This is a genomic window from Aestuariivita boseongensis, assembly GCF_001262635.1.
Lineage (GTDB): Bacteria > Pseudomonadota > Alphaproteobacteria > Rhodobacterales > Rhodobacteraceae > Aestuariivita > Aestuariivita boseongensis.
This window is the reverse complement of sequence record NZ_JXYH01000004.1, coordinates 49536-75692: the sequence shown is the minus strand read 5'-3', so window position 1 is coordinate 75692 and position 26157 is coordinate 49536. Positions and strand designations below refer to the sequence as shown.

The 26157-nt window shown below is 61.5% G+C and carries 25 protein-coding genes; 11 read left to right on the top strand and 14 right to left on the bottom strand.

Annotated elements, in window-relative coordinates; translation table 11 throughout:
* Positions 1 to 58: 58 nt before the first annotated feature.
* The 3 genes from TR61_RS02995 (at position 59) to TR61_RS02985 (ending at position 3342) form a co-directional block, all read left to right on the top strand.
* Entirely contained in the window at positions 59 to 1066 is a 1008-nt protein-coding gene (locus TR61_RS02995; protein WP_050928065.1) for an ABC transporter permease, read from the top strand.
* Positions 1059 to 2054 (top strand): ABC transporter permease, encoded by a 996-nt coding sequence (locus tag TR61_RS02990; protein WP_050928064.1) that lies wholly within the window; start codon positions 1059 to 1061, stop codon positions 2052 to 2054. The genes TR61_RS02995 and TR61_RS02990 overlap by 8 nt, the downstream gene beginning before the upstream one ends.
* Positions 2055 to 2271: 217 nt before the next feature.
* On the top strand, positions 2272 to 3342 hold the full coding sequence (locus tag TR61_RS02985) for a YeeE/YedE family protein (RefSeq protein ID WP_050928063.1): 1071 nt from the start codon (positions 2272 to 2274) through the stop codon (positions 3340 to 3342).
* Here TR61_RS02985 and TR61_RS02980 read toward each other — a convergent pair.
* The gene (locus TR61_RS02980; RefSeq protein WP_050928062.1) at positions 3278 to 4558 is read right to left on the bottom strand and encodes a DUF3422 family protein; all 1281 of its coding nucleotides are present in this window, start codon (positions 4556 to 4558) and stop codon (positions 3278 to 3280) included. The two genes, TR61_RS02985 and TR61_RS02980, sit on opposite strands and share 65 nt — an antisense overlap.
* A gap of 221 nt (positions 4559 to 4779) precedes the next feature.
* On the opposite strand from TR61_RS02980, the gene hemP reads away from it, so the two are divergent.
* Together hemP and TR61_RS02975 are read left to right on the top strand one after the other, a co-directional pair.
* The gene (hemP, locus tag TR61_RS19835) at positions 4780 to 4938 is read left to right on the top strand and encodes a hemin uptake protein HemP (protein ID WP_245626804.1); all 159 of its coding nucleotides are present in this window, start codon (positions 4780 to 4782) and stop codon (positions 4936 to 4938) included.
* A 4-nt stretch (positions 4939 to 4942) separates the two neighbouring features.
* Positions 4943 to 5185 (top strand): DUF1289 domain-containing protein, encoded by a 243-nt coding sequence (locus TR61_RS02975; RefSeq protein WP_050928061.1) that lies wholly within the window; start codon positions 4943 to 4945, stop codon positions 5183 to 5185.
* A gap of 19 nt (positions 5186 to 5204) precedes the next feature.
* Here the strand turns inward: TR61_RS02975 and TR61_RS02970 are convergent, their stop codons facing one another.
* The 5 genes from TR61_RS02970 to TR61_RS02950 all read right to left on the bottom strand — a co-directional run bounded on the left by TR61_RS02970 (position 5205) and on the right by TR61_RS02950 (position 9898).
* Positions 5205 to 5675 carry a Dps family protein gene (locus TR61_RS02970; protein WP_050928060.1) on the bottom strand — a complete coding sequence of 157 codons (471 nt, stop codon included), beginning with the start codon at positions 5673 to 5675 and terminating at the stop codon, positions 5205 to 5207.
* A gap of 69 nt (positions 5676 to 5744) precedes the next feature.
* On the bottom strand, positions 5745 to 6044 hold the full coding sequence (locus TR61_RS02965; RefSeq protein WP_245626803.1) for a hypothetical protein: 300 nt from the start codon (positions 6042 to 6044) through the stop codon (positions 5745 to 5747).
* A 193-nt stretch (positions 6045 to 6237) separates the two neighbouring features.
* A complete protein-coding gene (locus TR61_RS02960; protein WP_050928058.1) occupies positions 6238 to 7734 on the bottom strand; it encodes an NAD(P)(+) transhydrogenase (Re/Si-specific) subunit beta in 1497 nt (498 codons plus the stop codon).
* Between the two features lie 18 nt (positions 7735 to 7752).
* A complete protein-coding gene (locus tag TR61_RS02955) occupies positions 7753 to 9324 on the bottom strand; it encodes a Re/Si-specific NAD(P)(+) transhydrogenase subunit alpha (RefSeq protein WP_050928057.1) in 1572 nt (523 codons plus the stop codon).
* 124 nt (positions 9325 to 9448) lie between these two features.
* Positions 9449 to 9898, bottom strand: coding sequence for a methyltransferase family protein (locus TR61_RS02950; protein WP_050928056.1), 450 nt, complete (start codon positions 9896 to 9898; stop codon positions 9449 to 9451).
* A gap of 167 nt (positions 9899 to 10065) precedes the next feature.
* On the opposite strand from TR61_RS02950, the gene TR61_RS02945 reads away from it, so the two are divergent.
* From TR61_RS02945 to kynA, 3 genes are all read left to right on the top strand, one after another.
* A complete protein-coding gene (locus tag TR61_RS02945) occupies positions 10066 to 10818 on the top strand; it encodes an SDR family NAD(P)-dependent oxidoreductase (RefSeq protein ID WP_050928055.1) in 753 nt (250 codons plus the stop codon).
* Positions 10819 to 10951: 133 nt separating this feature from the next.
* Positions 10952 to 12145, top strand: coding sequence for a kynureninase (gene kynU, locus TR61_RS02940; RefSeq protein WP_050928054.1), 1194 nt, complete (start codon positions 10952 to 10954; stop codon positions 12143 to 12145).
* 136 nt (positions 12146 to 12281) lie between these two features.
* Positions 12282 to 13109: a tryptophan 2,3-dioxygenase gene (gene kynA / locus TR61_RS02935; RefSeq protein WP_050928132.1), complete on the top strand. Its 828-nt coding sequence runs from the start codon at positions 12282 to 12284 to the stop codon at positions 13107 to 13109.
* Here the strand turns inward: kynA and TR61_RS02930 are convergent, their stop codons facing one another.
* Complete coding sequence (locus tag TR61_RS02930) at positions 13110 to 13694, bottom strand: TetR/AcrR family transcriptional regulator (protein ID WP_082181822.1); 585 nt, start codon at positions 13692 to 13694, stop codon at positions 13110 to 13112.
* Positions 13695 to 13786: 92 nt separating this feature from the next.
* Here TR61_RS02930 and TR61_RS02925 point away from each other — a divergent pair, with 92 nt between their 5' ends.
* Entirely contained in the window at positions 13787 to 14251 is a 465-nt protein-coding gene (locus tag TR61_RS02925; RefSeq protein ID WP_050928131.1) for a (2Fe-2S)-binding protein, read from the top strand.
* 3 nt (positions 14252 to 14254) lie between these two features.
* Positions 14255 to 16495 (top strand): xanthine dehydrogenase family protein molybdopterin-binding subunit, encoded by a 2241-nt coding sequence (locus TR61_RS02920; protein WP_050928052.1) that lies wholly within the window; start codon positions 14255 to 14257, stop codon positions 16493 to 16495.
* Here the strand turns inward: TR61_RS02920 and TR61_RS02915 are convergent.
* Positions 16492 to 17013 (bottom strand): flavodoxin domain-containing protein, encoded by a 522-nt coding sequence (locus TR61_RS02915; protein ID WP_050928051.1) that lies wholly within the window; start codon positions 17011 to 17013, stop codon positions 16492 to 16494. The genes TR61_RS02920 and TR61_RS02915 overlap by 4 nt on opposite strands.
* A 195-nt stretch (positions 17014 to 17208) precedes the next feature.
* On the opposite strand from TR61_RS02915, the gene TR61_RS02910 reads away from it, so the two are divergent.
* Positions 17209 to 19335, top strand: coding sequence for a Hint domain-containing protein (locus tag TR61_RS02910; protein WP_082181821.1), 2127 nt, complete (start codon positions 17209 to 17211; stop codon positions 19333 to 19335).
* A 16-nt stretch (positions 19336 to 19351) separates the two neighbouring features.
* On the opposite strand, the gene TR61_RS02905 is transcribed toward TR61_RS02910, so the two are convergent.
* The 6 genes from TR61_RS02905 to TR61_RS02885 form a co-directional block, all read right to left on the bottom strand.
* The gene (locus TR61_RS02905) at positions 19352 to 20677 is read right to left on the bottom strand and encodes a ferredoxin reductase family protein (RefSeq protein WP_050928049.1); all 1326 of its coding nucleotides are present in this window, start codon (positions 20675 to 20677) and stop codon (positions 19352 to 19354) included.
* A 118-nt stretch (positions 20678 to 20795) separates the two neighbouring features.
* On the bottom strand, positions 20796 to 21575 hold the full coding sequence (locus TR61_RS02900) for a gamma-glutamyl-gamma-aminobutyrate hydrolase family protein (protein ID WP_050928048.1): 780 nt from the start codon (positions 21573 to 21575) through the stop codon (positions 20796 to 20798).
* A gap of 159 nt (positions 21576 to 21734) precedes the next feature.
* Complete coding sequence (locus tag TR61_RS02895; RefSeq protein WP_050928047.1) at positions 21735 to 22160, bottom strand: GlcG/HbpS family heme-binding protein; 426 nt, start codon at positions 22158 to 22160, stop codon at positions 21735 to 21737.
* 74 nt (positions 22161 to 22234) lie between these two features.
* Entirely contained in the window at positions 22235 to 24382 is a 2148-nt protein-coding gene (locus TR61_RS02890) for a malate synthase G (protein ID WP_050928046.1), read from the bottom strand.
* An 82-nt stretch (positions 24383 to 24464) separates the two neighbouring features.
* Positions 24465 to 24638 (bottom strand): DUF2256 domain-containing protein, encoded by a 174-nt coding sequence (locus tag TR61_RS19585; RefSeq protein ID WP_082181820.1) that lies wholly within the window; start codon positions 24636 to 24638, stop codon positions 24465 to 24467.
* Entirely contained in the window at positions 24638 to 26140 is a 1503-nt protein-coding gene (locus TR61_RS02885; RefSeq protein ID WP_050928130.1) for an FAD-binding domain-containing protein, read from the bottom strand. Before TR61_RS02885 ends, TR61_RS19585 begins: the two co-directional genes overlap by 1 nt.
* Positions 26141 to 26157: the final 17 nt, after the last annotated feature.

Genomic DNA, 26157 nt, shown 5'->3' with positions numbered 1-26157 from the left:
CGGGAACATCCCGTCTGTCGCTCCTCCCCTACAGAGATATGTACCGAGGTATCCCTGAATGCTGACCTTCACGATCAGACGTCTGGTTCTGGCTATCCCGACGCTTCTGTTCATCTCTCTGGTGATCTTCCTGCTTCTCGAACTGGCCCCTGGCGACCCGATGGCGCAGGTGCCGCTGACCGTCCCACCCGAAGTCAAGGAAAAGATGCGCGAGGCGCTGGGTCTGGGCCAGCCCTGGCCGATCCGCTACTGGAAATGGATCGTGCAGTTCTTCTGGATCGAACCGCAGGTTCTGATCGACTATTACCTAGGCACCTCTTTCAGCGCCGATGATCTGCGCGTGATCAGCTGGCAGACCCGCTCCCCCGTCATGGACATCGTTGTCCAGCGCCTGCCCCAAACCCTCTGGGTGGTGGGCACCGCCTATGTCGTCGGTATCCTGATCGCCCTGCCCGTGGGCATCTATTCCGCCTATCGCCAGTACAGCTGGTTCGACAACGCCGGTACCTTCATCACCATGGTCGGCTTTTCCGTCCCGCCTTTCTTCTCGGGCGTTCTGGTTATCGTGATCTTCGCGGTGCAACTGGGCTGGTTCCCATCTATTTACGACACCACGCACCGGGTCACCGATTGGGACAGTTTCGTGGTGCAACTTCAGCAGATGATCATGCCGGTGATGGTGCTGGCGCTGCAGATCACCTCCCAGATCAGCCGCTTCATGCGCGCTTCGATGCTGGACAACCTCAATCAGGATTACGTCCGCACCGCCCGCGCCAAGGGCCTGCGCGAGAAATCCGTGGTGCTGGTGCATGTGCTGCGAAACTCCATGATCCCGGTCGTGACCGTGATCGCGCTTGGCATTCCGTCCATCTTTGGCGGCGCCATCATCACCGAACAGGTCTTCAAGGTGAACGGCATCGGCCAATTGCTGATCACCGCGATCCAGGCCAACGACCTGCCCATGGTCCAGACGCTGACCTTCATCTTTGCCGTGCTGATCGTGCTCTTTAACCTGATTGCCGATATCCTCTACGGCATTCTCGACCCGAGGATCCGCTATGACTGAGCCCGTCCCCGCCACCCCGGCACCCGAAAAAGGTGTGGTCGAGGCCATCCCGACCAAGCCGCCGCGCAGCCAATGGGCCGAGATCTGGAGCCAGCTCAAGGCCCACAAGGGCGCCATGGCAGGTGCCTATCTGTTCATCTTCATCATTCTGGGTGTGCTGGTAGGCCCGCTGATCTGGCATGTGGACCCGCAATTCCTGCCCCAAGGGCGCGATTTCATCAACCTGCGCGATACGCGGCCCATCTATGTCGCGCTGTGGGACAGCGGGGCAAAAGTGAACTGGGCGCATCCGCTGGGAACCGACAACCTTGGCCGGGATACCCTCGCGCGGCTCATGTCAGGTGGCCGCGTGTCAATCGCGGTGGGGCTGACAGCCATGGTCCTGTCGATCCTGCTGGGCACGCTGATCGGCGTGATCGCGGGCTTCTTCAAGCGGCTCGATGGCCCGCTGATGCGCCTGACCGACCTGTTCCTGGCTCTGCCCCTGCTGCCGCTGATCCTGGTCGCCTCGCTTCTCTTCCGCGAACCCCTGTCCAATGCCTTCGGAACCGAGGGCGGTATCTTCATCCTGATCGTGGCCCTGATCGGGATCACCTCCTGGATGCAGACCGCGCGGATCGTGCGCGGCGATGTGCTGGCGCTGAAGGAACGGGAGTTTGTCCTGGCCGCCCGTTCGGTGGGCACGAATTCCACTCAGTTGATGGTGCGCCACCTGCTGCCCAATGTGCTGTCACCGATCATGGTGTCGGCCACATTGGGCATTGCCACGGCGATCATCACGGAATCGGCGCTGTCCTTCCTGGGCTTCGGCTTCCCACCGGATTTCCCCACCTGGGGACGCCTGCTGAATGACAGCGTGGACCGGATGGTACTGTATCCTGAACGGGTGATCTGGCCGGGGCTGCTGATCTCACTGACCGTGCTCAGCGTGAATTACCTTGGTGATGGCCTGCGCGACGCGCTTGATCCACGTATCCGGGGCCGCTGAACCACAAAAAAAGACCGGCTTTCAACATGCGGGCTTCCATCGCGAACGCCCGCGTGGCCGGGCGCCGGTCAGGCAGAACCGTTGTTCAGCCCTTTTCCCCAGGCCAGAACAATTTCCCTGTCGTGCGATGGCAAGCGAAGAACCCGGCTCTTGATTCACCCCAAAGTCTGGCTCATCTGGAACATCTGTTCCGCATTGACGCGAAAAAGGGGACACCATGTTCGAGAGCCTTGGATTCATCGACACGACGCCGCGCGAAGCGAGCGTCTTTCTGGCTTTGGCGCTGGGACTGGCCTTTGGGGTTCTGGCCGAACGCACAGGGTTCTGTCTGCGCCGCTCGCTGGTGGGCAGCGATCGCCGTTCAGCCTCAGGCGTGTGGCTGACAGCGCTGGCCACGGCGGTTCTGGGCACGCAGATCGCGGTGGCGCAGGGGCTCATCGCCTTTGACGCGCATCGGTTCATGGCGTCCGACCTGCCCGTGCTGGCCATTTCGCTTGGCGGTCTGGCCTTTGGCGCGGGTATGGTGCTGACGCGGGGCTGTCTGTCCCGTCTGACGGTCCTGACCGGCACCGGCAACCTGCGTGCGCTTCTGGTGCTTCTTGTTTTCGCGGCCGTCGCCCATGCGACGCTGAAAGGCGTATTGGCGCCCCTGCGCACCACGCTGGGCGCCGTCACCGTCGATCTGGGCGCAATGACGTCTCTGGCCGCCCTGCCCGGCGGCGCAGTGGTCTGGACCGCACTTCTGGTACTGGCCGCGCTTGCCGTTGCCTGGCGGTCAGGCAATCGCGCCCTGCCGCTTGTGGGGGCCGCCGCACTTGGCCTTCTGGTCCCGCTGGGATGGGTGGGCACAGGGTTTGTGCTGTTTGACGAATTCGACCCGATCGCAATGGAAAGCCTGTCCTTCACCTCACCTGCGGCCGACACGCTGTTCTTCACCGTGGCGTCATCGTCGATCCCGGCCGGTTTCGGCGTGGGCCTTGTGGGTGGCGTTCTGGGCGGCGCGCTGATCGCGGCGCTGCTGGCTGGCACATTCCGCTGGCAGAGCTTTGAATCGCCGCGCCAGACCGGACGTTATCTGGCCGGTGGTGCGCTGATGGGCGTGGGCGGTGTTCTGGCGGGCGGCTGCACGGTGGGCGCAGGCCTGTCGGGCACAGCGACGCTGAGCGTTGCGGCCATCCTCGCGCTGGTGGCCATCGCAGCGGGCGCGCTGGCCACGCAGGCGCTTATTCGATCTGTTTCCGGATCCGCCGGATCAGCCACCACACAAGGCCTACAACCGGCAGAGTGACCAGCGCCGTCAGCAACCCGGAAGAGACCCCGCTGGCATCGGACAGCGGATAGAGCATGTACCGCGCAAGCGAGACCGCGTAATAGCTGATCGCGACCACGGACAGCCCTTCGACCGTACGCTGCAGGCGCAGCTGCATATCGGCGCGCTGGTCCATGCTTTCCAAGAGTTTCTGGTTCTGCGCGCTGCGTTCCACATCCACCCGCGTCCTGAGCAGATCGCCCGCCCGGATGGCCCTGTCGGCCAGTGCGGCCAGCCGCGCCTCGGTCGATTTGACCGTGCGCATGGCCGGCTCATAGCGGCGCATCATGAATTCCGCGAAGGTCTGCCGGCCTTTGAACCGCGCCTCGCGCAGGGCGTTGATCCGCTGGGTGACAATCGCCTCATAGGCGCCCGTTGCCCCGAAGCGGAAAGACGATTTGGCCGAAATCGTCTCAAGCTCGGCCGAGATGGACAGAAGCTGCGGCAGCGTTTCCTCGGCCGGGTGCTCGCCTGCGGTCATCTCGCCCATCAGCTTGGTCAGGTGATTGTCCAGTTCTCCGATCCGCGGGGACAGGCTGCGGACCCGTGAAAAGCCCAGCATGGACATGGATTTATATGTCTCAATCTCGCACAGGCGCTGGACGATGCGGCCCAGCCTGCGGCTGCCGGTATCGGGGTTGGCAAAGACCGCAAAGCGCAGATGCCCGGCCGTGTCGATGCGGAAATCCCCCGCCACGACAGCCGTGTCGTCCAGAACCGTGCTGACGGCCAGGCTTTCGGGCACGAACCAATCCGTCAGATAGGCGTCGATATCCGTGTCACTGGGCCGCTCTTCCAGCCGCAAGGTGACGGAGGTGATGCGCTGGCCCGGAGCCTGCTCCAGCCAGTCTTCCGGAAAAACCTCGAAATCGGCGGGATCGAAGGCGCGCGGGCTCAAACCGTCAAAAAAGGCCGTGTAGGTAACGAATTCGGTGTGCTGTTCCCATTTCAGCTTATACCGGCCGATCTTCCCGGAATAATGGGTTGCCCCCGGCTGTGGATGCGGCGCGCCATACCGGTCCAACAAGGCCGTCAGATGGGCAAGGTCCAGTGCCCGGTCGCGGCTGACGGCCTCGGTGGGCTGTTTGATCGCGATATAGACGGCTGTGCAGGGCGTCGCCATGGACGGGAACGGGCGCGCATGCAGCTCATTTGCCAGCTTGTAGCGGAGAGGATGGTCTTCGATTGGCGGCATCTGATGCTCCTTTGAGACAGCTATGTACTGCGCCAAGGCCGTCTGTAAAGAAAAAATCTAAAGATTTCTGATATTTACATGTACACCTTTGTATGCGGAATCCGCAGATTTCGCGCAATTTTTCAGCAGCCCTGCGGCTGCAAAAAACATTTATCTCAAAAATATATTTTTTGGCGCCATGCCCTCTTGTTATTTCTGACTGTTTTAGTCAGATTGCGGATATGACCGATGCAACAGGCCCCAAAAGCGACCCTGGGCAGATGCCCATCCACGACGTGGACGGCCTTCTGGGCCCGGATCAGCGTGCCGGCCTGATGCTGAACGGTGTGCTTTACATCCTGCGCGTCACGAAATCCGGCAAACTGATACTGACAAAGTGAAGTTATGGCGAAAACACCCAACCCCTGTATCGATGTCTGCAAATACAAGCGCGCCGGCCACTGCATCGGATGCGCAATGACCAAGGCGCAGAAGTCTCTTTTCAAATCGTTAAAGAAAGACAGCCACCGTGCCGCCTTTGTGCAAATGCTGGAGCATCAGCAAAATGAGATGGGCAAGTACAAGGGGTGGCGCATTGCTTACGCGAAGAAATGCGCCAAGAAAGGCATTGAATACCCTTTTGCCTGATTGGCGCGATGCGCCTAGATCACGCGAGGTGGGACCGCAGGAACCACGCGAATTTCTCGTGTGTCTGACCGCGTGCGATACACAGATCTTCGGTCAGCGTATCGCCATGTTCGGCCGCAAGCTCACCTGCTGAGGCAACAGTCGCCGCCAGAGCGACCTGTGCATCCATCATCGTTTTGATCATGGTCTGATCGTCGCCCTTCCCTTCGAACTCGTCGATCTTGGAGCGTTTCAGCATACCGGCCAGCGTGCCTTCGGCATGGGCGTCCAGCGCTTTGACCCGTTCGGCCAGATCGTCCTGGGCTTCGAAATGGTCTTCGTAGATTTTCTGGAACAGTTCGTGCAGCGGGCCAAACGCCATGCCTGTCACGTTCCAGTGGAAGTTCTGCGCCAACATGGTTGTTACGGCCGTCTCAGCAACGCATTGGTTCAACGCGTCAGCGATGGCGTCACGGGCAGACGGGCTGAGATCCACAGCAGTCTGTGTCATGGGTGTATCCTCGTTCAATTTTTCGTTTAGGCTGGCGACGGCTGGCGCTGTCAACTTAGCATGACAGCGTTAGACGTCTAGTGCTCGCGCAGCTTTACACACAAGAAAGTGCAGCTCGGACGCCTGAGCGCGGGACATCCGGGACCGCATGGCAAAGCAGTACCGGTCGTGATCCAGCTTGTGAACGGCATCGAACAGATTCAGCAACCAGGCTTCGTCAAAGGACATTTCGTGGGACGTGGCCTCAAAAAAGACCAAACGCCGCCCCAGAGCCTTGGGCAAGCGTGCCAGCAGAATTTGCATCGGATCATCAGCGATGGCCCCGAACAGCCGCGCCTTGCGCCCCATGACACGCAGGTCGGCCAGCACCTTCGGAGGTGGTGGCGTGTGCGTTACCAGCGGAGTGCTGTCGCGAAGGGCTGTGTTACAAACGTGCATGCGGTTCAAATTAATCCGAGTGTTTTACTCGGATTAATCTATGCGGCGAATCTTGACCTGACAAGGGTGAAATAAAAAGCCCCGCCGGTTGGCGGGGCCTTATTGTTGCATCTGATGCCTGGGATCAGTCGATCTTGGGCAGCAGCATGTCCAGGGACGCTTTCGCGTCGCCATAGAACATGCGGGTGTTTTCCTTGTAGAAAAGCGGGTTCTCGATGCCCGAATACCCTGTGCCCTGACCACGCTTTGACACGAAGACCTGCTTGGCCTTCCAGCATTCCAGAACCGGCATCCCGGCGATGGGGCTGTTGGGGTCTTCCTGCGCGGCGGGGTTCACGATGTCGTTGGAGCCGATCACAATGGCGACGTCCGTATCGGGGAAGTCTTCGTTGATCTCGTCCATTTCCAGCACGATGTCGTAAGGCACCTTCGCTTCGGCCAGCAGCACGTTCATGTGGCCGGGCAGACGGCCTGCAACCGGGTGGATCGCGAAACGCACGTTCTTGCCTTTGGCGCGCAGCTTCTTGACCAGATCGCTGACCGCATTCTGCGCCTGCGCCACGGCCATGCCGTAACCGGGGATGATGATGATGCTGTCGGCCTCGTTCAGGGCTGCGGCAACGCCATCGGCGTCAATCGCGACCTGTTCGCCTTCGACCGCCATCTGTTCGCCTGCAGCGCCGCCGAAGCCGCCCAGGATCACGCTGATGAAGGACCGGTTCATCGCCTTACACATGATGTAGGACAGGATCGCACCGGACGAACCCACAAGCGCGCCCACAACGATCAGCAGGTCGTTGCCCAGGCTGAAACCGATGGCCGCAGCCGCCCAGCCGGAATAGCTGTTCAGCATCGACACCACGACGGGCATGTCGGCACCGCCGATACCCATGATCAAGTGATAGCCGATGAAAAGCGCCAGAAGCGTCAGCAGGATCAGCGTCCAGCTGCCCGCGTCGGCCAGGTACATCACCGCCAGCACGACCGAGAAGAAGGCCGCAGCCGCGTTCAGCATGTGACCGCCGGTCAGCTGCTTGGCCGCGCTGTCGACCTTGCCGGCCAGCTTGCCATAGGCAATCACGGACCCGGTGAAGGTCACGGCACCGATCCAGATGCCCAGCACAAGTTCGATTTTCAGAATGTTGATCTCGACATTCGTTTTCTTGGCGATCAGCTGCCCGAAGGAGGACAGACCGTCATACAGCTCTTTCGGCAGGCCAATGGCTGTATAGCCGTCGGGGCCAACCGCGCCCATGACCTGGCCCGCGCCCTCGTAGATCGCGCCGACATTGTTGATCATGATGTCAGCGTTGAAGCCCACGAAGACCGCCGCCAGACCGACGAGGGAGTGCATGATCGCCACAAGCTCGGGCATCTGGGTCATCTGGACCTTGGTGGCCAGCTGATATCCCACGCCCGCGCCCAGCGCGATCAGGATGATCGACGCGCCCCACAGGCCCTGACCGGGCCCTGCCATCGTGGCAACAACGGCAATCGCCATGCCGACGATGCCGTACCACACGGCGCGTTTCGCGCTTTCCTGCCCCGAAAGGCCGCCCAGCGAGAGGATGAACAGAACAGCGGCAACTGCATAGGCCGCAATGGTAAATCCGAATTCCATAATCTCAGCCCTCGCGTCTTAGGATTTCTGGAACATGGCGAGCATGCGCCGTGTCACGAGGAAGCCGCCGAAGATGTTGACCGAGGCCATGAAGACCCCCGCGGCGGCAAGGAGGGTGATCAGCACCGAACTTGATCCGATCTGGATGAGCGCACCCAGAATGATGATCGAGGAGATCGCGTTCGTGACAGCCATCAGCGGGGTGTGCAGCGAATGCGCCACGTTCCAGATCACCTGGAAGCCGATGAAGACCGACAGAACAAACACGATGAAGTGCTGCATGAAGCTGGCCGGGGCCACGAGGCCCACACCCAGAACCAGCGCGGCACCGATGGCAAGCAGGGTCACCTGCTGCTTGGTCTGCGCCTTGAAGGCGGCGACTTCCTGCGCGCGCTTCTCTTCCGCGGTCAGCTCTTTGGGTTTTTCCTTCTTCTGCGCCGCGATGGCTTGCACTTTCGGCGGCGGCGGCGGGAAGGTGACTTCCTTGGCATGGGTGATCGTCGCGCCACGGATCACGTCATCTTCCATGTTGTGATTGACCACACCGTCTTTTTCCGGCGTCAGGTCAGTCATCATGTGACGGATGTTGGTGGCATAAAGTGTCGACGACTGCGCGGCCATCCGGCTGGGGAAGTCGGTATAGCCGATGATCGTGACGCCATTATCGGTGACGATCTTCTCGTCCTTGACGGTCAGTTTGCAGTTGCCGCCGCGTTCGGCCGCAAGGTCCACGATGACGGAACCGGGTTTCATGGCCTGCACCATGTCCTCGGTCCACAGCTCGGGCGCTTCGCGGTTGGGGATCAGCGCCGTGGTGATGACGATGTCCATATCGGGGGCCAGCTCGCGGAACTTGGCGAGCTGTGCCGCGGCAAATTCGGGCGAGGAGACAGAGGCATAGCCGCCAGTGGCCGCACCGTCCTGCTGTTCTTCCTCGAAATCCAGGAAGACAAACTCGGCGCCCATGGATTCGACCTGCTCGGCCACTTCGGGGCGCACGTCAAAGGCGTATGTGATCGCACCCAGCGAGGTTGCCGTGCCGATGGCGGCCAGACCGGCCACACCGGCACCCACGACCAGAACCTTGGCGGGCGGAACCTTACCTGCGGCGGTTACCTGACCGGTGAAGAAGCGGCCAAAGTTGTTGCCCGCTTCGATCACCGCGCGGTAACCGGCGATATTGGCCATGGAGGACAGCGCGTCCATCTTCTGCGCGCGGGAGATCCGCGGCACCATGTCCATTGCGATGACGGTCGCGCCCTTGTCGGCGGCCTGCTGCATCAGCTTTTCATTGGACGCCGGGTAGAAGAACGAGATCAGCGTTTGACCTTCGCGCAGGCGTTTGACCTCGGTGTCGGACGGGGGGCGAACCTTGGCCACGATATCGGCGGCCTTGAAGAGCGCGGCACCCGTTTTGACCACTTCGACGCCCGCTTCTTTATAGGCGGCGTCCGAAAAGCCGGCGGCAGCGCCTGCCCCGGTTTCGATCACACATTCATGGCCCAGCTTTTGCAGCTGCAGCGCGCTGTCCGGTGTCATTGCGACGCGGTTTTCGCCCGCGTCCGTCTCTTTCGGCGTTCCGATTTTCACCTGTCATCCCCCTCTCGCCATGCTGTGGCGCAAAATGGTTCGGTTGCAGAATCTGTCCACTACAGCGCGCAATAAAATTGCGCAAGCTGATGGCGTGTCTTGGCAGGAATATGTCGCAATCCTCTCACACCCAGCGGCGTACCTTGCTGGCATAACGGGCAAAATCGGCCCGGAATGTGCGGCGCATCCGGTCTTCTTCGGGAATGATAAAACGCTTTTCGATCACCCAGATGAAAATCGGTACAAGTGGTAGCGCCAACACTGCATCCCAACGCAGAATCAGCCCTGCCAGGATCAGCGCATCGCCCAGATAGATGGGGTTGCGCGTGCGCCGGAAGATGCCGGACTGGATCAATGTGGAGGGCGTGTGGTGTGGAACGGCGGTGGTCTTGTGGCGGCGGAATTCCATCAGCGCCAGAAGCATCAGCAATAGCCCTCCGCCAACCAGCAGACCACCCGCGAAATCGGACCACGCCCCGCCAAAGGTCAGGCCCATGGGAAAGCGGCTGGATTGCACCCAGGCCGCGGCAAGAAACGCAGCAAGCCAGACGGGCGGGATGTCGATCCATTTCATGGCGTATCCTTTCCTTCGCGGGTAACGGAGATTTGGAAAATCTCCGACCCGTTTTCTTTGGAAGAAAACGGGTGCCGCGCGCAACGTGACGGAACGGCGCGTCTTGCATGCAGGCGCAGCGCGCGTCACGGTGCGCGCGACAACAGATCTTAGGGAGGGAACGCGACATGAATCTGGCAGGAAAACACGCATTGATCACAGGCGGCGGCACCGGCATCGGTTTCGCCATCGCCGAAGCGCTGGTCGCGCAGGGCGTCCATGTCACCATAACCGGCCGCCGCCAAGAGGTTCTGGACGAGGTCGCCACCGATGGCATGACCGGCATGGCCATGGATGTGCGCGACGAGGCGGATGTCACCAACAAGATCGCCATGGCCGTGGCCCAGAATGGCCCCATTCAGATCTGCATCCCCAATGCAGGCATTGCCGAGGGCAAGGCAGTGCACAAGACCTCGATGGAGTTCTGGCGCAACATGATGGCCACGAACCTTGATGGCGCGTTCCTGACGATCCGGGAAAGTCTGACATCCATGCGGCAGACCGATTGGGGGCGGGTGATCACGGTGGCGTCGCTTGCCGGGTTGCGCGGGCTGAAGGGGGCGGCGTGTTATTCGGCCTCGAAACACGGGATGATCGGTCTGACCCGGTCGCTGAGCGAGGATTATCTGGGCACGCCTTATACATTCAACGCGATCTGCCCCGGTTACGTCGATACGCCCATCGTGACGCGCAACATCACCTCGATCGCGCAGCGGGCAGGCATTTCGGAGGAAGCGGCCCTTGAAATCATGGTCAGCTCGAACCGGCATCACCGCCTGATCGCACCCGAGGAGGTTTCGGCGGCGGTGCTTTACCTCTGCGGTCCGGGGTCCGAGAGCATGAACGGCCAGACGATCGAGATTGCCGGCGGGCAGGTCTGACCCCCGCCGCCGGGATTTTTCCGTATTTGGAAAGAGAAGAAGACCAGGCGCGCCCTTTCACTGGACAGGGCGCGCGATTGGGGGTAGGTCTCACAATATACTTCAAGCTTAAAATAAATCGGAAGGCTGCCCGATGACCGATTTCGCCGCGACCAAGGCCATGTTCGATCTGCCCCAGGGCGTGATCTATCTGGATGGCAATTCGCTGGGCCCCTTGCCAAAGGCGGCCCCTGCCCGGCTGGACCGGATGATGCGCAAGGAATGGGGTGAGATGCTGATCACCGGCTGGAACAAGGCCGGATGGATGGCGCAGCCGATGGAACTGGGTGACCGGGTCGGCAAGCTGATCGGGGCAGAGCCGGGCCATGTGACCATGGGCGATACGCTGTCGATCAAGGTCTATCAGGCGCTGGCTTCGGCTTTGGAGTTGCAGTCAGACCGGAAGGTCGTCTTGTCGGACAATGGCAACTTTCCCAGCGATCTTTACATGGCCGAAGGGCTGCTGCGCACGTTGGGGCCGGAATATGAGCTGAGGGTGGTGGACCCGGAGGCGGTTGAGGAAAACATCACCGAAGACATCGCCGTGCTGATGATTACCGAGGTCGATTACCGCACCGGGCGCAAACATAACATGGCCGCGCTGACCGCCAAGGCCCATGCGGTGGGCGCGCTTACCGTGTGGGATCTGGCACACAGCGCGGGCGCCCTGCCCGTGGAAGTCGCGGGCGCGGGCGCGGATTTCGCTGTGGGCTGCACCTATAAATACCTCAATGGTGGTCCGGGCGCGCCTGCTTTCATCTATGTCGCGCCGCGCCATGCAGGCCGGGCCGTGCCTGCGCTGTCTGGTTGGTTAGGCCACAAGGCGCCCTTTGCGTTCGATCTGAGCTATCGCCCGGGTACGGGGGTTGAGCGGATGCGCGTGGGCACACCGCCCGTGCTGCAGCTGACCGCGCTTGAGACTGCGATGGATATCTGGGACATGGCCGACATGGCGGATGTGCGCGCAAGATCCATCGCACTGACCGAGCAGTTCATCGCCGGGATCGAAGCTGCCTGCCCCGAGCTTGAGTTGGCCTCCCCCCGCGACGCTGAGGCGCGCGGCAGCCAGGTGTCGTTCCGGTTTGTCGAAGGCTATGCCGCGATGCAGGCGCTGATCGCGCGCGGTGTGATCGGGGATTTCCGTGCGCCCGACATCATGCGGTTCGGGTTCACTCCGCTTTACATCGACGAAGCGGATGTGTCGGCCGCCATCAGCATCATTTCCGATGTCATGACCAACAAAGAATGGGACCGCGCCGAATACAAGGTGCGCGCAGCCGTCACATGAGCACGGCGCGCCTGCCCCTGTGCCGCCCGGCCGGATGGATCACCCTGTGGCGGCGGCTGGCGGCCTGCGGGACGCGGAACCAGAGGGGGGTGTCCTTTCCCTGACCCCGGTTCCCAAGCATGTGAAAGGACACACCATGACCAACACACCCTATGATCCCTCGACCGAAGGCGCGCAGATGTCGTTTGACGGGCGCATGTCCTATGGCGATTACCTTGGCCTGGATGCCATCCTGACGGCGCAAAAGCCGCTGTCGGATGCCCATGACGAGATGCTGTTCATCATTCAGCACCAGACATCCGAGCTGTGGATGCGGCTGGCGATCCACGAGCTGAACGCGGCACGCAACCAGCTGCAGACCGGCGAGATGCGCCCCGCCTTCAAGATGCTGTCGCGCGTGTCGCGGATTTTCGAACAGCTCAACAGCGCCTGGGACGTGCTGCGCACCATGACGCCCAGCGATTACACCACCTTTCGCGCCGCCCTTGGCCAGTCTTCGGGGTTTCAGTCGCATCAGTACCGGCTGATCGAATTCATGCTGGGCAACCGGAACACGGCGATGCTTCGTCCACACGCCCATCGCCCGGAATTGGTGCGCCTGCTGGAGGAAGAGCTGGAAAAACCTTCGCTTTATGACGTGGCGCTGACGGCGTTGCATCAGGCGTACCCCCTGCCCGCTGATCTGGACCAGGCGTCGGATGAGGCGCGTCATGACGCGGTGATGGAGTGCTGGCGCAAGGTTTACGAGGATCCGCAGACCCATTGGGAGCTGTACGAGCTTGCTGAAAAGCTGGTGGACCTTGAGGATTACTTCCGCCGCTGGCGGTTCAACCATGTCACCACTGTCGAGCGCGTGATCGGCTTCAAGCGTGGCACAGGCGGGACGGGCGGGGTGAGTTACCTCAAACGGATGCTGGAGGTGGAGCTTTTCCCCGAGTTGTGGCACCTGCGCACGGCGCTTTGATCAGCCCGCGCGGGTCAATCCCTGACCGATGCTGCGCGCCAGAATGCGCAGATGCTGCTGAAAGCTGGGGAAGTCGGGGCTTGCCGTCTTGATACCTTTGTAGGCCGCACTGATTGTGGCGGCCGTTGCCGTGGCATCGCCCGCAAGATCGACGCGGCCCTGATCGGCGAGGCGCTGCAACCAGGTGGCGTAGATCGCGGTCAACCGCGCCTCGCCTTCAGCGGCGATATCGGGGGCCGCCGTCTCGCCCGCATCCAGCAATTCGCGGCCATGCGCTGAACCGAGCATGGCTGCAATCGTTTCGCCCGCTTGCGCCTCAAAGGCCCGTTCCAGGCTTTGCGCCACGCTATCATCCTGGGAAAGCGCCTGCGCCACGGCATCGCATGCCGTGTCGAAATAGCTTTGCGCAAGGCTGCGAAAGATCTCTTCCTTGCCCTTGAAATGCAGATAGACGGCAGGGCGCGACATGCCGGCGGCGCGCGCAATATCATCCATCGAGGTTTTGCGATATCCATATGCCGCAAAAACCTGCCATGCAGCCTGAAGGATTGCCTGCCGTTTGCTATCGCCAGTTTCTTCATTCATGTCAGATAGTTGACAGAAGCCTACATTTTTGTCAATTGACACCATGACAATTTTCGACAAAAATGTCAGACGCGCAGATGGAGGATCACGCCATGACAACATCTCTGACCGTGAACGGGATCCGACACGATGTAAGCCTGCCCGATGACGTCCCGCTTCTTTGGGTGCTGCGCGATGCCCTCAACCTGACCGGCACGAAATTCGGCTGCGGCGTGGCCGCCTGCGGGGCCTGCACGGTTCATATCGACGGTGAAGCGGTGCGTTCGTGTCAGGTGGCACTGGGTGATGTCTGGGGCGACGTGACAACGATCGAGGGTTTGGGCACGCCCGCGACGCTGGCCATTGTCCAGCGCGCCTGGGTCGAGGAACAGGTGGCGCAATGCGGCTATTGCCAGTCCGGCCAGATCATGCAGGCCGCCGCCCTTCTGGCAGAAAACCCCGACCCCGGCGATGCCGATATCAACGACGCGATGCAGGGCAATCTGTGTCGCTGTGGCACCTACCCCCGTATTCGCGCAGCGGTGAAACGGGCCGCGCAGATGATGAAGGAGGCGTAAGAGATGGCGTCTGTCGGAAAGATCCTGCGCCGCAGCTTCCTGATCGGGTCCACAGCCATTGTGGGCGGCGTGGCCTTTGGTGCCTATGCGGTATCGCGGCCCGCGCCGAACCCTTTGAAGCCCGGTGATGGCGAAGCGGCGCTGAATCCGTTCGTGTTCATCGACCAGCAAGGTGTTACATTGATCACACCGCGCGCCGAAATGGGACAGGGTGTGCAATCCACCTGGGCCGCGATGATCGCGGAAGAGCTGGATGTAAACCTTGACGACGTGCGTGTGCTTCATGGCCCTCCGGCAAAGGCCTATTACAATTCGGCCTTTGGCGATTACACGGTCTTTGGCAAAGGCTATGACCGGGGCGAATGGCAACACGCCTATACCGAGGCCATTGGCCATGTGGCGAAACTGGTCAACCTGCAGATCACGGGCGGATCGGCCTCGACCCGCGATGGCTTTGTGCGTCTGAGAGAGGCCGGAGCAACCGCACGCGAAACCCTGAAAGAGGCCGCCGCGCAACGTCTGGGCGTGTCCCGTGACAGCCTGCGGACCGAGGGTGGCAAAGTGATTGCGCCCGACGGTCAGGAGTTAACCTATGCCCAGCTGGCCGAAGATGCGGCGAGGGTCAACCCGGTCGACGCCCCGCTGCGCGACGCGTCCAACTGGCGGTACCTGGGCAAGCCGATGGACCGGATCGACATGGTTCCCAAGGCCACCGGTACAGCGGAATTCGGCGTGGATGTGCGCCTGCCTGGCATGAAATTCGCGGCTCTGCGCATGAACCCCAGGCTGGGGGGCAATATGCTGTCGTTTGACGCCAGCGCTGCCAGTGAAATGCCAGGGGTTGAGCAGATCGTGGATCTTGGCCGGGGTGTTGCAGTGATCGCTACGAACACCTGGCTTGCAGTCCAGGCTTGCGATGCGATCGGGGTGGAATGGGGCCCTGCCCCCTACCCCGAAACCTCCGACGCGATCTATGCCGAGATCGCGCGCAGCTTCGATGGCCGCGCCAATAGCCGGTTGCGAAACGACGGCGACGTGACCGACCTGCCAGAGGGCGCGCAGCGGATCGAGGCGGAATACAAGGTGCCCTATCTGGCGCACGCGACGATGGAGCCGATGAACGCAACCGCGCGTTTCACCGGCGACGCGCTTGAGATCTGGTGCGGCACGCAGGCGCCCACCCTGGTGCAATGGGATTGTGCCAAACGCGCGGGGCTTGAGACCGATCAGGTTACGGTTCACACCACCTATCTGGGCGGCGGTTTCGGTCGGCGGGCCGAGCTGGACTTTGCAAATCTTGCCACCCAGGTGGCAATGGCCATGCCTGGCACGCCCGTGCAACTGACCTGGACCCGGGAAGAGGACATGACCCACGGGTTTTACCGCCCTGCCGCCGTGGCGCGGATGTCAGGCGCGGTTCTGGATGGACAGGCCGTGATGATTGACGGCCAGGTCGCGGCGCAACCGCCCATCGCGCAAATGGCCGACCGGATGGCCGGGCTGCCGCTGATGGGCCCCGACAAAGTGCTGGTCGAGGGGTTTTACAACCAACCCTATGCCGTGCCCAATTACCGGATGCGTGGCTATCTGGCCGATCTGGCGGTGCCTGTCGGCATCTGGCGGTCGGTTGGGAATTCGCACAATGCGTTCTTTCAGGAAACCTTCATCGATGAGATGGCCCATGCCGCCGGTCGCGATCCGCTGGAGTTCAGGCTTGAGCTGATGCGCACCGAACATGCGCCCAGCGCCGCCTGCCTGGAGGCTGTGCGCGAAATGTCCGGCTGGACAGGCAAAACGCCTGACGGCGTCGGGCGCGGCGTGGCCTTTTGTTATTCCTTCGGCACCTCGGTCGCGCAGGTGGTCGAAGTGGTGGACGAAGACGGAACGATCCGCGTCAACAAGGCGTGGCTTGCCTGCGATCCGGGGCTGGCGGTCGACCCTGAAAACATCAAGGCGCAGATGTTTGGCGGCATGATCTTTGGCCTGTCGGCCGCCTGTTTCGAAGAGATCAGCTTTGCCGATGGCCAGGTCGAACAGCTGAATTACCCAGATTATCCGCTGATGCGGATGCACACCGCGCCCGAGGTCGAGATCCGGATACTTGAAAACAACGCCCATATGGGCGGTGCGGGCGAACCGGGCACGCCACCCGCCATGCCTGCCCTGGGCAATGCGCTGTTTGATCTGACCGGCATCCGGGCGCGCGAATTGCCGTTCATCAAAACCTTCGATCTGCTGATCTAGGGCCAGTCCGACAGGATCTGAGCCAGTTCGGCCCAATCGGTATATTCGGTGTCGCCCTGCAGGTCGATCTCCTGGCCCTTGCGCGACGCGATCCAGCGCATCGCCCAGGCCTTGAAGAAATCATACTGGGTAAAGCGAAAAGCACCTGCGATCTGGTGGATAGCACCTGGAGTCCAGCCTGAATCGGCGCAAAACCGGCTGGCGATGGCGGCCAGTTCTGCCATATCCGTCTCTTCCTCCCCTGCCCGGGCAAGAGAAACCTGAAGATACAGCGTCGCCATCCCGTTCAACACAGCCGCGTGGGTGCGGGCGAAATCGCCCAGTTCCGACTGAATGCGGCCAAGATGAACCGACCCGGCCAAGATCGCCGCGTCAAAGACACCAAGGTCCAGTTCATCCGCATCCCCGGCCGAGATCACTTCGACGCTGTGGCCCTTGGCAATAAGCTGCCCTGCGCAGAACTGGGCGATCTTTCGCGTTTGCCCCTCGGTCGAGGCATAGCAGATAAGGATATTCATTCACGTTCTCCCTTCATCTGAGGTGTTGAGGCACGCTACCATTGCCTGCTGCTTCGGACCTTGGTGCAGATCAATTTCGCAGCGGGAATGCGTCAAGATCGGGGCAGTTTGCCTTAAACTCACCGCAGTTTTTCCGAAAATCCGCCGTGCATAGTTGCCACTTTCAACGACAAAGACGGGCGCATTGCGTCCGAAATGATCGCGCCAGACGGGCACACCGAACATGGCGCGGCGTTGAGAAGGACAGAGCAGATGCCATTCGGCTATATCGTCAGCTTGGGCACGGACAACACGCTGGGATCGGGGGATACGATTTCCGATCCCTGGACAAGCTTTGACATTCAGGAAGATCTTGGCGCAGGCCAGTGGATCTTTACCGGTCGAGATGGCGGTACGAATTACCGAGACGAAGTTGAGCCTGGCAACTACTATCTGGGCACCGATGGCAACGTCTACTTCATTCCTGATTTCGGTGAGGTCGACACTCTGAGAAGTGCTGAAGTCGTCTCGGCACCTGCCTATGCGGACACCAACCAGGTCGACGGGACAGCCGGCGCGGATGTGATCGACGCGACCTTTACGGATGCCCAGGGTGATCAGGTCGATGACGGATCTACGGCCGGTGGCGATGCCGATGCCGACCGGGTTTTGGCCGGGGCCGGCGATGACACCGTGCTGTCGGGCGCAGGGGCCGATACGGTCTATGGCGGTACGGGCAGCGACGTGATCGACGGCGGCGCTGGTGCCGATGTCCTTTACGGCGGCGATGCGCCCGGCACTCAAACGACGGAAACGCTCAGCTGGGATGCTCAGGGCGTGGACGGCACCGACGTGACATCGGGTTTCACGCAAACCACGGGCCTGATGGACGTTACCGTCAGCCTGGACACCACCGGTGCAAACAACAACGCCTTTCTGGCCATCGAAGAGACGGACCAGAACTATGTCCGCGCGGATGAACCTTTCGATCCGTTCTCAAGCCTTTACTTCTTCGGCGATGGCGATGGCCTGACCGGAACGCTGAATATCGGATTTGCGTCGAACGATCCCACCGCGCAGGATGAGGTTGAAAATGTCGTTTTCCGCATCAATGACGTGGACCATGCCGCAGGCAACCACCGGGATATCCTGACAATCACAGCCACCGATGCCAATGGCGATCCTGTTGAGGTGATCATTACCCCCGAAGGTGCGGACACAGTCAGTGGCAACACCGTGACCGCAGCCGATGGCGGCCAAAGCGCGGCGGATGCCCAGGGGTCTATTCTGGTCGAAATCGCCGGGCCGGTCAGTGACATCCAGATCGTTTATTCCAATGCCGATATCGGCACTCAGGCGATCTGGATCTCGGATCTGTATTTCGACGTGATCCCGGCAGCAGACAACGACACGATCTCGGGCGGTGCGGGCGACGACACGATCTTTGGTGAAGAAGGCGATGACCTGCTGGACGGCGGCACAGGGGCCGACAGCATTGATGGCGGGTCAGGCAACGACACGATCGACATTGCCGAGGGCGACAGTGTTACGGGCGGAGCTGGCGATGACGTCTTTCGCATCGTCGATCTGGCCGAGGCTGGCAGCTCAACCATCACGCTGGTCGGTGGCGAAACCGACGAGGTTGCAGGTGACACACTGGATCTGAACCAGCTGGGCGACCGCACCACGCTGAATTTCACCACCAACGAGGTGGGCGAGTTGAGCGGGTCGATCCAGCTGATCGACGGCACGTTGCTGACCTTTTCGAATATCGAAAATATCATCTGTTTCACCCCCGGCACGCTGATCAAGACCCCGCGGGGCCTTCGCCCGATCGAAGACCTGCGCCCCGGCGATCTAGTGATCACCCGCGATCGCGGACCCCAGCCGCTGCGCTGGATCGGCAAGCGCACGGTGCCCGCAACAGGCGTTTTGGCGCCCGTGCGGATCGACCCGGTTTTGGTGCGCGGCGCAACGGCTCCGCTGATAGTCTCGCAGCAGCATCGCCTGCTGTGGGAGGGCTACCGCGCGCAGATGCTGTTTGGGGAAACCGAGGTGCTGGTCGCCGCGAAACACCTTCTGGCAAATCCCGCCGTGACGCTTCTGGACGGCGGCGAGGTGACTTATGTCCACCTGCTGTTCGACCGGCACGAAGTGATCTATGCCAATGGCATGCCCACCGAAAGCTTCTATCCCGGCGATATGGCGCTTGGATCCGTCACGGATCGCAGCCGGTCAGAGATGTTCGATCTGTTCCCCGAACTGCGCAGCGGTCTCAGCGCCTTCGGTGATACGGCCCGCCTGTGCCTGCGCCAGCACGAAGCGCCGCTTCTGGTGGCCTGATCCGCGGCACCGCGCATCAATCGTAGACGAATTTTTCGCTATGAATATTGGCGGGCGGCACGCCGCGCGCGCGCAAGGCGGTCTCGGCCGCATGTACCATCGCCGGCGGACCACAAAGCAGATAGACCCAGTTTTCCGACCCCTCGCACACGTCGAAGGCGGCGGCGATGGAGGCGGGGCCGACAAATCCCACCTCCCCGTTCCAACCTGGGTCCGGCTCCTGCAGAACATGGGTCAGCGAATTTCCGGGCCGGGCCGCCAGGCGCTCCAGCTCATCGGGATAGACGATCTGGCTTTCTGCGCGATTGCCGTAAAGCAATACCGAGGGCCGCGGATCATTGGTGGCCGCCATGTGCCGCCAGATCGACAAGAGCGGCGCGATCCCCACCCCGCCTGCGATTAGCCCGATCCCAGGCGCCTCCTGCATGTCGGGCAGCACGAGCGCGCCATGCGGTCCGTCGATCCAGGCCGCCTGATCCGGCGTCACCTGCCCGAGGCTTTTGGTGAAATCGCCGACTTCCTTTATGACAAAGCTCAACTCATCGCGTCCCGGATCTGAAGCGATCGAAAACGGGTTTTCGCGAAGGGTCAACGGATGACGCGCAAGGCTCAGCCAGACAAATTGGCCCGGCCTGAACGAAAGAGGCCTGCCATCGCGCCGGGCGATGTTCAACTCCCAGGTTCGTTCCGCAATACGCTTGACCGAGGTCACGCGGAACGGGTCGCGAAGCTGCATCAGCGGAGAGAGGAGATACACATAAACCAGCGTCAACGCCGCCAGCCCAAGAAGCGCAGCCCAGAACCAGGTCAGCGTTTGGGTACCGCTGTATCGGCCCGCTTCGAACGCGTGAAGCGCCGTCAGCCCCGCCACAAGCGCCGCACCCAACCCATGGGTCAGCCGCCAGGCTTCGTAAGACAAGGGCAGCGCATCGCGCCAGATGGCAGAGAGGATCAGCGTGATCAGAAGAACCCAGCCCAAAGCGCCGGTGATCAGACCCAGGCCATCCAGCCTGAGATATTCCGCCGCGCTGGGATCCCAGGCAGGGGCCACAACCGGAATCGGCAGGGTGTAAAGAAAGGGGTGCGCGATCACCAGAACCAGAACGACGCGGCCGAACAGCTGGTGCCATCGCATGGTGTGATCAATGCCGATCCGGCCAGACATCAGACGAAACCGGCCCGACAACGCGAAATCCAGCAGCAAGACCGCAAAAGCGGTCATGGCCAGGGCCGAAGACAGCTCATCCATCAACGGACGACGGGGAAACCCGGCGACCCAGGAAAGGCCCAAAGGGGCCAACGCGATGATCACGTAAAAGACGAAAAGAACGAAACCTGGCATCTTATCTCCTGCACGCGCCGGTCTGCTCAATAGGTGTGTTCAACCCGGCACTCCCAGTCTAGCCGGGCCGCACCGATAGATCATTGCGCAAGATCATGTTTAACAGGCGCGTTTTGCCTCAGCCCGTCGCCTTTAGCCCCGCGGGCCGTTCGCCCGACGCCCAGGCCCGGACAGCATCACCGAAAGCGCTAAACAGCGGGCGCGAGACCGGATCATTCGCCGCGTCCCACTCCGGGTGCCATTGCACCGCAAGCGTAAAGCCGGGTGCACCGTCGATATAGATCGCCTCGGGCGTGCCATCGGGTGCATGGCCTTCAATCACCACGCGCTGACCGGGCGTCTTGATCCCCTGACCATGCAGCGTGTTCGTCATCACTTCGCTGGCGCCGAAAACCCGGTGGAAAACGCCGCCTTCCGTCAGAGTGACCTTGTGGCGCAGGGCGAACTTCTCTTCCAGCGTGCCATCCGGGGGCATGCGGTGGTTCATCCGTCCAGGCAGATCGCGGATTTCTGGGTAAAGGGTGCCGCCCATGGCGACGTTGACCTCCTGAAAGCCGCGGCAGATACCCAGAAAGGGCTGCCCGGATGCCACACAGGCGCGCACCAAAGGCAAGGTGATCGCATCACGGGCGCGGTCGAACACACCATGGGCTTCCGTCTCGGGCTCGCCATATTCTTCCGGATGCACATTGGGCCGCCCACCGGTCAACAGGAAGCCGTCGCAAACCTCCATCAGTTCCGCGACCGAGACATAGCGCGGATCGGCCGGAATCACGAGGGGGATGCAGCCCGACACTTCTGACACCGCGCAGGAATTCATCGTCCCGCCCGCATGGGTGGGGTATTGATCATTAATCAGATACGAATTGCCGATGATGCCCACAACCGGACGCGCCATGGCTCGATATCCCTCACTTGGCTTCTTGAGCCATAAATAGAAGGATGCCGGCCAAACGGCAACTCGAACCCATGCGCGGTGCCGCACAACAAGATGTGCGCAAACACCGCGCCCAAAATCACGGCAAAGCCGGTTGGACGCGCGGAAAGGTCCGGAGGATCAGATCTCGCCCGTCAGTCCTGCCGCTTCGATCCCGGCCATGGCCGCAATGGCATCATTGTCGGATGTGTCGCCCGTGACGCCGACCGCCCCGATCACCGCACCTTTGCGATCGCGCACCAGAACACCGCCCGGCACGGGCACAACCTTGCCACCGTAAAGACCGTTCACCGCCCCCATGAAATAGGCCTGCGCTTCTGCCCGCGCCATCTGCGCCGTGCCCGCCATGCCCAACATGACCGAGCCATAGGCCTTACCATGTGCAATGGCGAACCGCCCCGGTGCAGCACCATCTTCCCGTTCAAACGCCTGCACATGGCCGCCTGCATCCAGAACGACAACCGAAAGAGGCTTCAGTTCCAGCTCGCGCCCCTTTTCCAGAGCTTTGCGGATGATCGTGCGTGCTTTTCTCAGCGAAATGGCCATGCGGGCCTCCCTGTTCTTCTTGCTCAAAATACGGCGGGGAGTGTGAGGGGCTGGCCCCTCACTCCCTCACTCAGTCACCCGCGCAGGCTGGCTTTCAGCTCCAATCGGCGCGCATGCAGAACCGGCTCGGTATAGCCCGAGGGCTGCACCCGGCCTTTGAAAACCAGATCGCAGGCCGCCTGGAAGGCGATCCCGTCAAAGCCAGGCGCCATGCGTGTATAGTTGTTGTCGCCCTTGTTCTGCTCGTCCACCACTTCGGCCATCTTTTTCATGACCTCCATCACCTGATCCTCGCTGACCACCCCGTGATGCAGCCAGTTGGCGATGTGCTGGGCAGAAATCCGGCAGGTCGCGCGGTCTTCCATCAGGCCCACATTGTTGATGTCCGGCACTTTAGAACACCCCACGCCCTGGTCGATCCAGCGCACCACATAGCCCAAGATGCCTTGGGCGTTGTTTTCCACTTCGCGGATGATCTGGCCTTCGTTCCACTTGCGGAAGGTGGCCAGCGGAATGTCCAGAATGCCGTCCACATGGGCCCGCCGTCCGCCCGCTTTCAGCTTGTTCTGCACCGCGAACACATCGACCTTGTGGTAATGCAGCGCGTGCAGCGTGGCCGCGGTGGGTGACGGCACCCAGGCACAGTTCGCGCCCGCTTTGGGATGTTCGATCTTCTGTTCCAGCATCGCGGCCATCATGTCGGGCATGGCCCACATGCCCTTGCCGATCTGCGCCTTGCCCTGCAGACCGCATTCCAGGCCGATATCCACGTTCAGGTTCTCATAGGCCCCGATCCACCCCTTGCGCTTGATGAAATCCTTGCGGCTGAAGGGCCCTGCTTCCATCGAGGTGTGGATCTCATCCCCCGTCCGATCCAGGAACCCGGTGTTGATGAAGGCCACGCGATGCTTGGCAGCCCGGATGCACTCCTTGAGGTTGACCGACGTGCGCCGTTCCTCATCCATGATGCCCAGCTTCACCGTGTATTGCGGCAGGCCCAGGATCTCTTCCACCATGGTGAAGATGCGGTCGGCAAAAGCCACCTCATCAGGCCCATGCATCTTGGGCTTGACCACATAGACCGACCCTTTGACCGAATTGCCGCTGTCGCGCTTCAGATCATGGATCGCGATCATCGTGGTGATCAGGGCATCCATCAGCCCCTCGAACGCTTCATTGCCGTCCTTGTCCAGAATCGCAGGGTTCGTCATCAGGTGACCCACGTTGCGCACCAGCATCAGCGCGCGGCCCTTGATGGTCACCTCGCCCCCGTCCGGCGCGGTGTAAACCCGATCTGCGTTCAGTTTGCGGGTCAGCGTTTCGCCGCCCTTCTCGAACGTCTCTTCCAGATCGCCTTTCATCAGGCCCAGCCAGTTGGAATAGGCGAGCACCTTGTCTTCGGCATCCACGCAGGCGACAGAATCCTCGCAATCCATGATCGCGGACACGGCACTTTCCATGACCACATCGGCCAGACCCGCCTGATCGCGGCTGCCAATGGGGTGCGTGCGGTCAAACACCAGTTCCACATGCAGGCCATTGTTGCGCAGCAGAACCGCATCAGGGGCTTTGGGGTGGCCTTTGTAGCCCACGAATTTCTCGGGCTGGGCCAGCGGCATGTCGTCGATCAACAGAGCGCCATCATGCACGTAATAGCGCTGCGCATCCGCGTGACTGCCACCGTCGATGGGGAACGCCTCGTCCAGAAACACCCGGGCGCGGGCAACAACCCTCGCGCCCCGACCCTTGTCATACCCGCCTTTGGGTGCGGGGCTGCCCATCGCGTCGGTGCCATAGAAGCCATCGTAAAGGCTGCCCCAGCGGGCGTTTGCGGCGTTCAGCGCATAGCGGGCGTTGGTGATCGGAACAACAAGCTGAGGTCCAGGCACTTCGGCGATTTCGGGATCGACATTGGCGGTTTCGATCTCGAACGCCTCACCTTCGGGTTTCAGATACCCGATCTCTTCCAGGAAGGCGCGATAGGCGGCGTGATCATGCGCGCCGTCACGGTGTTCAATATGCCAGGTGTCGATTTTCGCCTGAATCTCTTCGCGCAGTTCCAGGAAACGGCGGTTTTCCGGGCCCAGCTCGTGGATCATACGCGAGAGACCTGACCAGAAAGCGGCCGCATCAATTCCGGTGCCCGGAAGCGCTTGATTTTCAATGAAATCTACCAATTCAGGGGCGATTTTCAGCCCCTCGATTGCCTGCCGCTCGCTCATGTCCCGCTCTCCTCATCCGATTGTGCGCGATGGTATGCAGGGCGCATTTAGAACGAAAGTTTCCTATAGGCAACAGCCGTGGTCAGCTATTTTGACCAGTTTTGAATGTGCGCTTGGGGCGTTCCCGGCGACAGCGGTCCGAGCAGTATTTGACCTCGTCCCAGACACGCTCCCATTTCTTACGCCATGTGAAGGGTCTGCCGCAGGTCAGGCAGGTCTTTTCCGGCAGGTTCGTCTTGGCCACACCGCGCGGCATCAGAGGTCTAGCCCCAATTGCCTTGGATCCGATTTGGCCTTGCGGCGGCGCGGGGCGCGGTCGTTCACGAAATGCCCGTCCGCATCCTTGCGCGAGGCGTGTTTTTCAATGACCCGCGCCGCCTCGTCACGGAACGCGCCGCCTTTGCGCACCGCCCAGATTTTCTGGCGCGCCTCTTTTGCAGCTCCGGCCACATCGATGATCGGGGCGGGATAGGCCAAGCGCCCTGCCCCATCCCAACGCCAAGGCTCTTGCAGGAACTGATCGGGCACGTCCGCCAATTCGGGCACCCAGCGGCGGGTGAAAAGGCCCTCGGGGTCCTGATCATGGCCCTGTTTGACGGGGTTATAGATACGCACGGTGTTCATGCCGGTGGTGCCTGATTGCATCTGCACCTGGCTCCAATGAATGCCGGGTTCGTAATCGGTGAACTGCCGCGCCAGATGCAGGCCCGTTTGCCGCCAGTCGAGCCAAAGATGATAGGAGGCAAAGGACTGAACCATCGACCGCATGCGGAAATTCAACCAGCCGGTGGCGTTCAGGTAGCGCATGCAGGCGTCGACAAAGGGCACGCCGGTTTCGCCCTTTTCCCAGGCCTGCCTGCGCGCGACATCATCCCCCCGCAGGCCATGATAAGCCGAATGCAGGCAGCGAAACTCCATCGCCGGTTCATCCTCCAGCTTCTGCATGAAGTGGTCCCGCCAGGCGAGCCGCGCCTGATAGCTTTTCAGCGACCCGCCCCAGCCCTCGCGCGTGCCTTTGACTTCTCGCTGACGCGCGGCGGTGGCTTGCGCGGCTTCGCGCCCCGACAGCGTGCCCAGCGCCAGATGGGGCGACAGACGCGAACAGGCCTGTTCCCCGCTGAGCGGCGAGGACATCGCGCGGCGATAATCCCGCCCGCGTTCGGTCAGGAACCCACAGAGCAGCGACAGCGCCTGCGCGCGGCCACCCGGTTGCCGCTGCGGGCAATCGTCGGGCAAGAGACCCGGCCAGTCATCACTTGGCAAATCCGGACCCGGTGTCACAGACGGCACGTCAATCTGCGGCTCGCGCAAAAACCGATTTCGCTTGGCGGCCCAGCCATCGCGGCTGTCCAAGCGCCGCACGACACCCGATTGCGGCAACTCAGACCACCGCACCCCCTGCACCCGCGCCCATGCTGCCACGCGCTTGTCGCGCGCAAAGGTCCAGCCGTTCCCGGTTTCCTCATGGCTGACCAGCAGGTGCGCGCCGGTTTCAACCCGCAGGGCATCCAAAACCTCCACCGCGTCGCCCACGCGCAGGCAGAGTGACAGGCCCGTTTTTGCAAGCTGCTGCCGCAAATCCCGCACGCATTCGCCCAAAAACGCAAACTGGCGGCCCGAGACATCATCGAGCCGCCAATATTCGGGCTCAACAATATAGACAGGCACAACAGGACCCTGACTGGCCGCGTAGGCCAGCGCCGGGTGATCGGACACCCGCAAATCTCGTTTGAACCACAAAAGAACCGGAGCGCTCATGGCGCAGAAGATAAGAC

Coding starts and splice junctions, on each gene's coding strand:
- TR61_RS02995 (WP_050928065.1), top strand. CDS start 59: ATGCTGACCTTCACGATCAGACGTCTGGTTCTGGCTATCCCGACGCTT.
- TR61_RS02990 (WP_050928064.1), top strand. CDS start 1,059: ATGACTGAGCCCGTCCCCGCCACCCCGGCACCCGAAAAAGGTGTGGTC.
- TR61_RS02985 (WP_050928063.1), top strand. CDS start 2,272: ATGTTCGAGAGCCTTGGATTCATCGACACGACGCCGCGCGAAGCGAGC.
- TR61_RS02980 (WP_050928062.1), bottom strand. CDS start 4,558: ATGCCGCCAATCGAAGACCATCCTCTCCGCTACAAGCTGGCAAATGAG.
- hemP (WP_245626804.1), top strand. CDS start 4,780: ATGACCGATGCAACAGGCCCCAAAAGCGACCCTGGGCAGATGCCCATC.
- TR61_RS02975 (WP_050928061.1), top strand. CDS start 4,943: ATGGCGAAAACACCCAACCCCTGTATCGATGTCTGCAAATACAAGCGC.
- TR61_RS02970 (WP_050928060.1), bottom strand. CDS start 5,675: ATGACACAGACTGCTGTGGATCTCAGCCCGTCTGCCCGTGACGCCATC.
- TR61_RS02960 (WP_050928058.1), bottom strand. CDS start 7,734: ATGGAATTCGGATTTACCATTGCGGCCTATGCAGTTGCCGCTGTTCTG.
- TR61_RS02950 (WP_050928056.1), bottom strand. CDS start 9,898: ATGAAATGGATCGACATCCCGCCCGTCTGGCTTGCTGCGTTTCTTGCC.
- TR61_RS02945 (WP_050928055.1), top strand. CDS start 10,066: ATGAATCTGGCAGGAAAACACGCATTGATCACAGGCGGCGGCACCGGC.
- kynU (WP_050928054.1), top strand. CDS start 10,952: ATGACCGATTTCGCCGCGACCAAGGCCATGTTCGATCTGCCCCAGGGC.
- kynA (WP_050928132.1), top strand. CDS start 12,282: ATGACCAACACACCCTATGATCCCTCGACCGAAGGCGCGCAGATGTCG.
- TR61_RS02930 (WP_082181822.1), bottom strand. CDS start 13,694: ATGAATGAAGAAACTGGCGATAGCAAACGGCAGGCAATCCTTCAGGCT.
- TR61_RS02925 (WP_050928131.1), top strand. CDS start 13,787: ATGACAACATCTCTGACCGTGAACGGGATCCGACACGATGTAAGCCTG.
- TR61_RS02920 (WP_050928052.1), top strand. CDS start 14,255: ATGGCGTCTGTCGGAAAGATCCTGCGCCGCAGCTTCCTGATCGGGTCC.
- TR61_RS02915 (WP_050928051.1), bottom strand. CDS start 17,013: ATGAATATCCTTATCTGCTATGCCTCGACCGAGGGGCAAACGCGAAAG.
- TR61_RS02910 (WP_082181821.1), top strand. CDS start 17,209: ATGATCGCGCCAGACGGGCACACCGAACATGGCGCGGCGTTGAGAAGG.
- TR61_RS02905 (WP_050928049.1), bottom strand. CDS start 20,677: ATGCCAGGTTTCGTTCTTTTCGTCTTTTACGTGATCATCGCGTTGGCC.
- TR61_RS02900 (WP_050928048.1), bottom strand. CDS start 21,575: ATGGCGCGTCCGGTTGTGGGCATCATCGGCAATTCGTATCTGATTAAT.
- TR61_RS02895 (WP_050928047.1), bottom strand. CDS start 22,160: ATGGCCATTTCGCTGAGAAAAGCACGCACGATCATCCGCAAAGCTCTG.
- TR61_RS02890 (WP_050928046.1), bottom strand. CDS start 24,382: ATGAGCGAGCGGCAGGCAATCGAGGGGCTGAAAATCGCCCCTGAATTG.
- TR61_RS19585 (WP_082181820.1), bottom strand. CDS start 24,638: ATGCCGCGCGGTGTGGCCAAGACGAACCTGCCGGAAAAGACCTGCCTG.
- TR61_RS02885 (WP_050928130.1), bottom strand. CDS start 26,140: ATGAGCGCTCCGGTTCTTTTGTGGTTCAAACGAGATTTGCGGGTGTCC.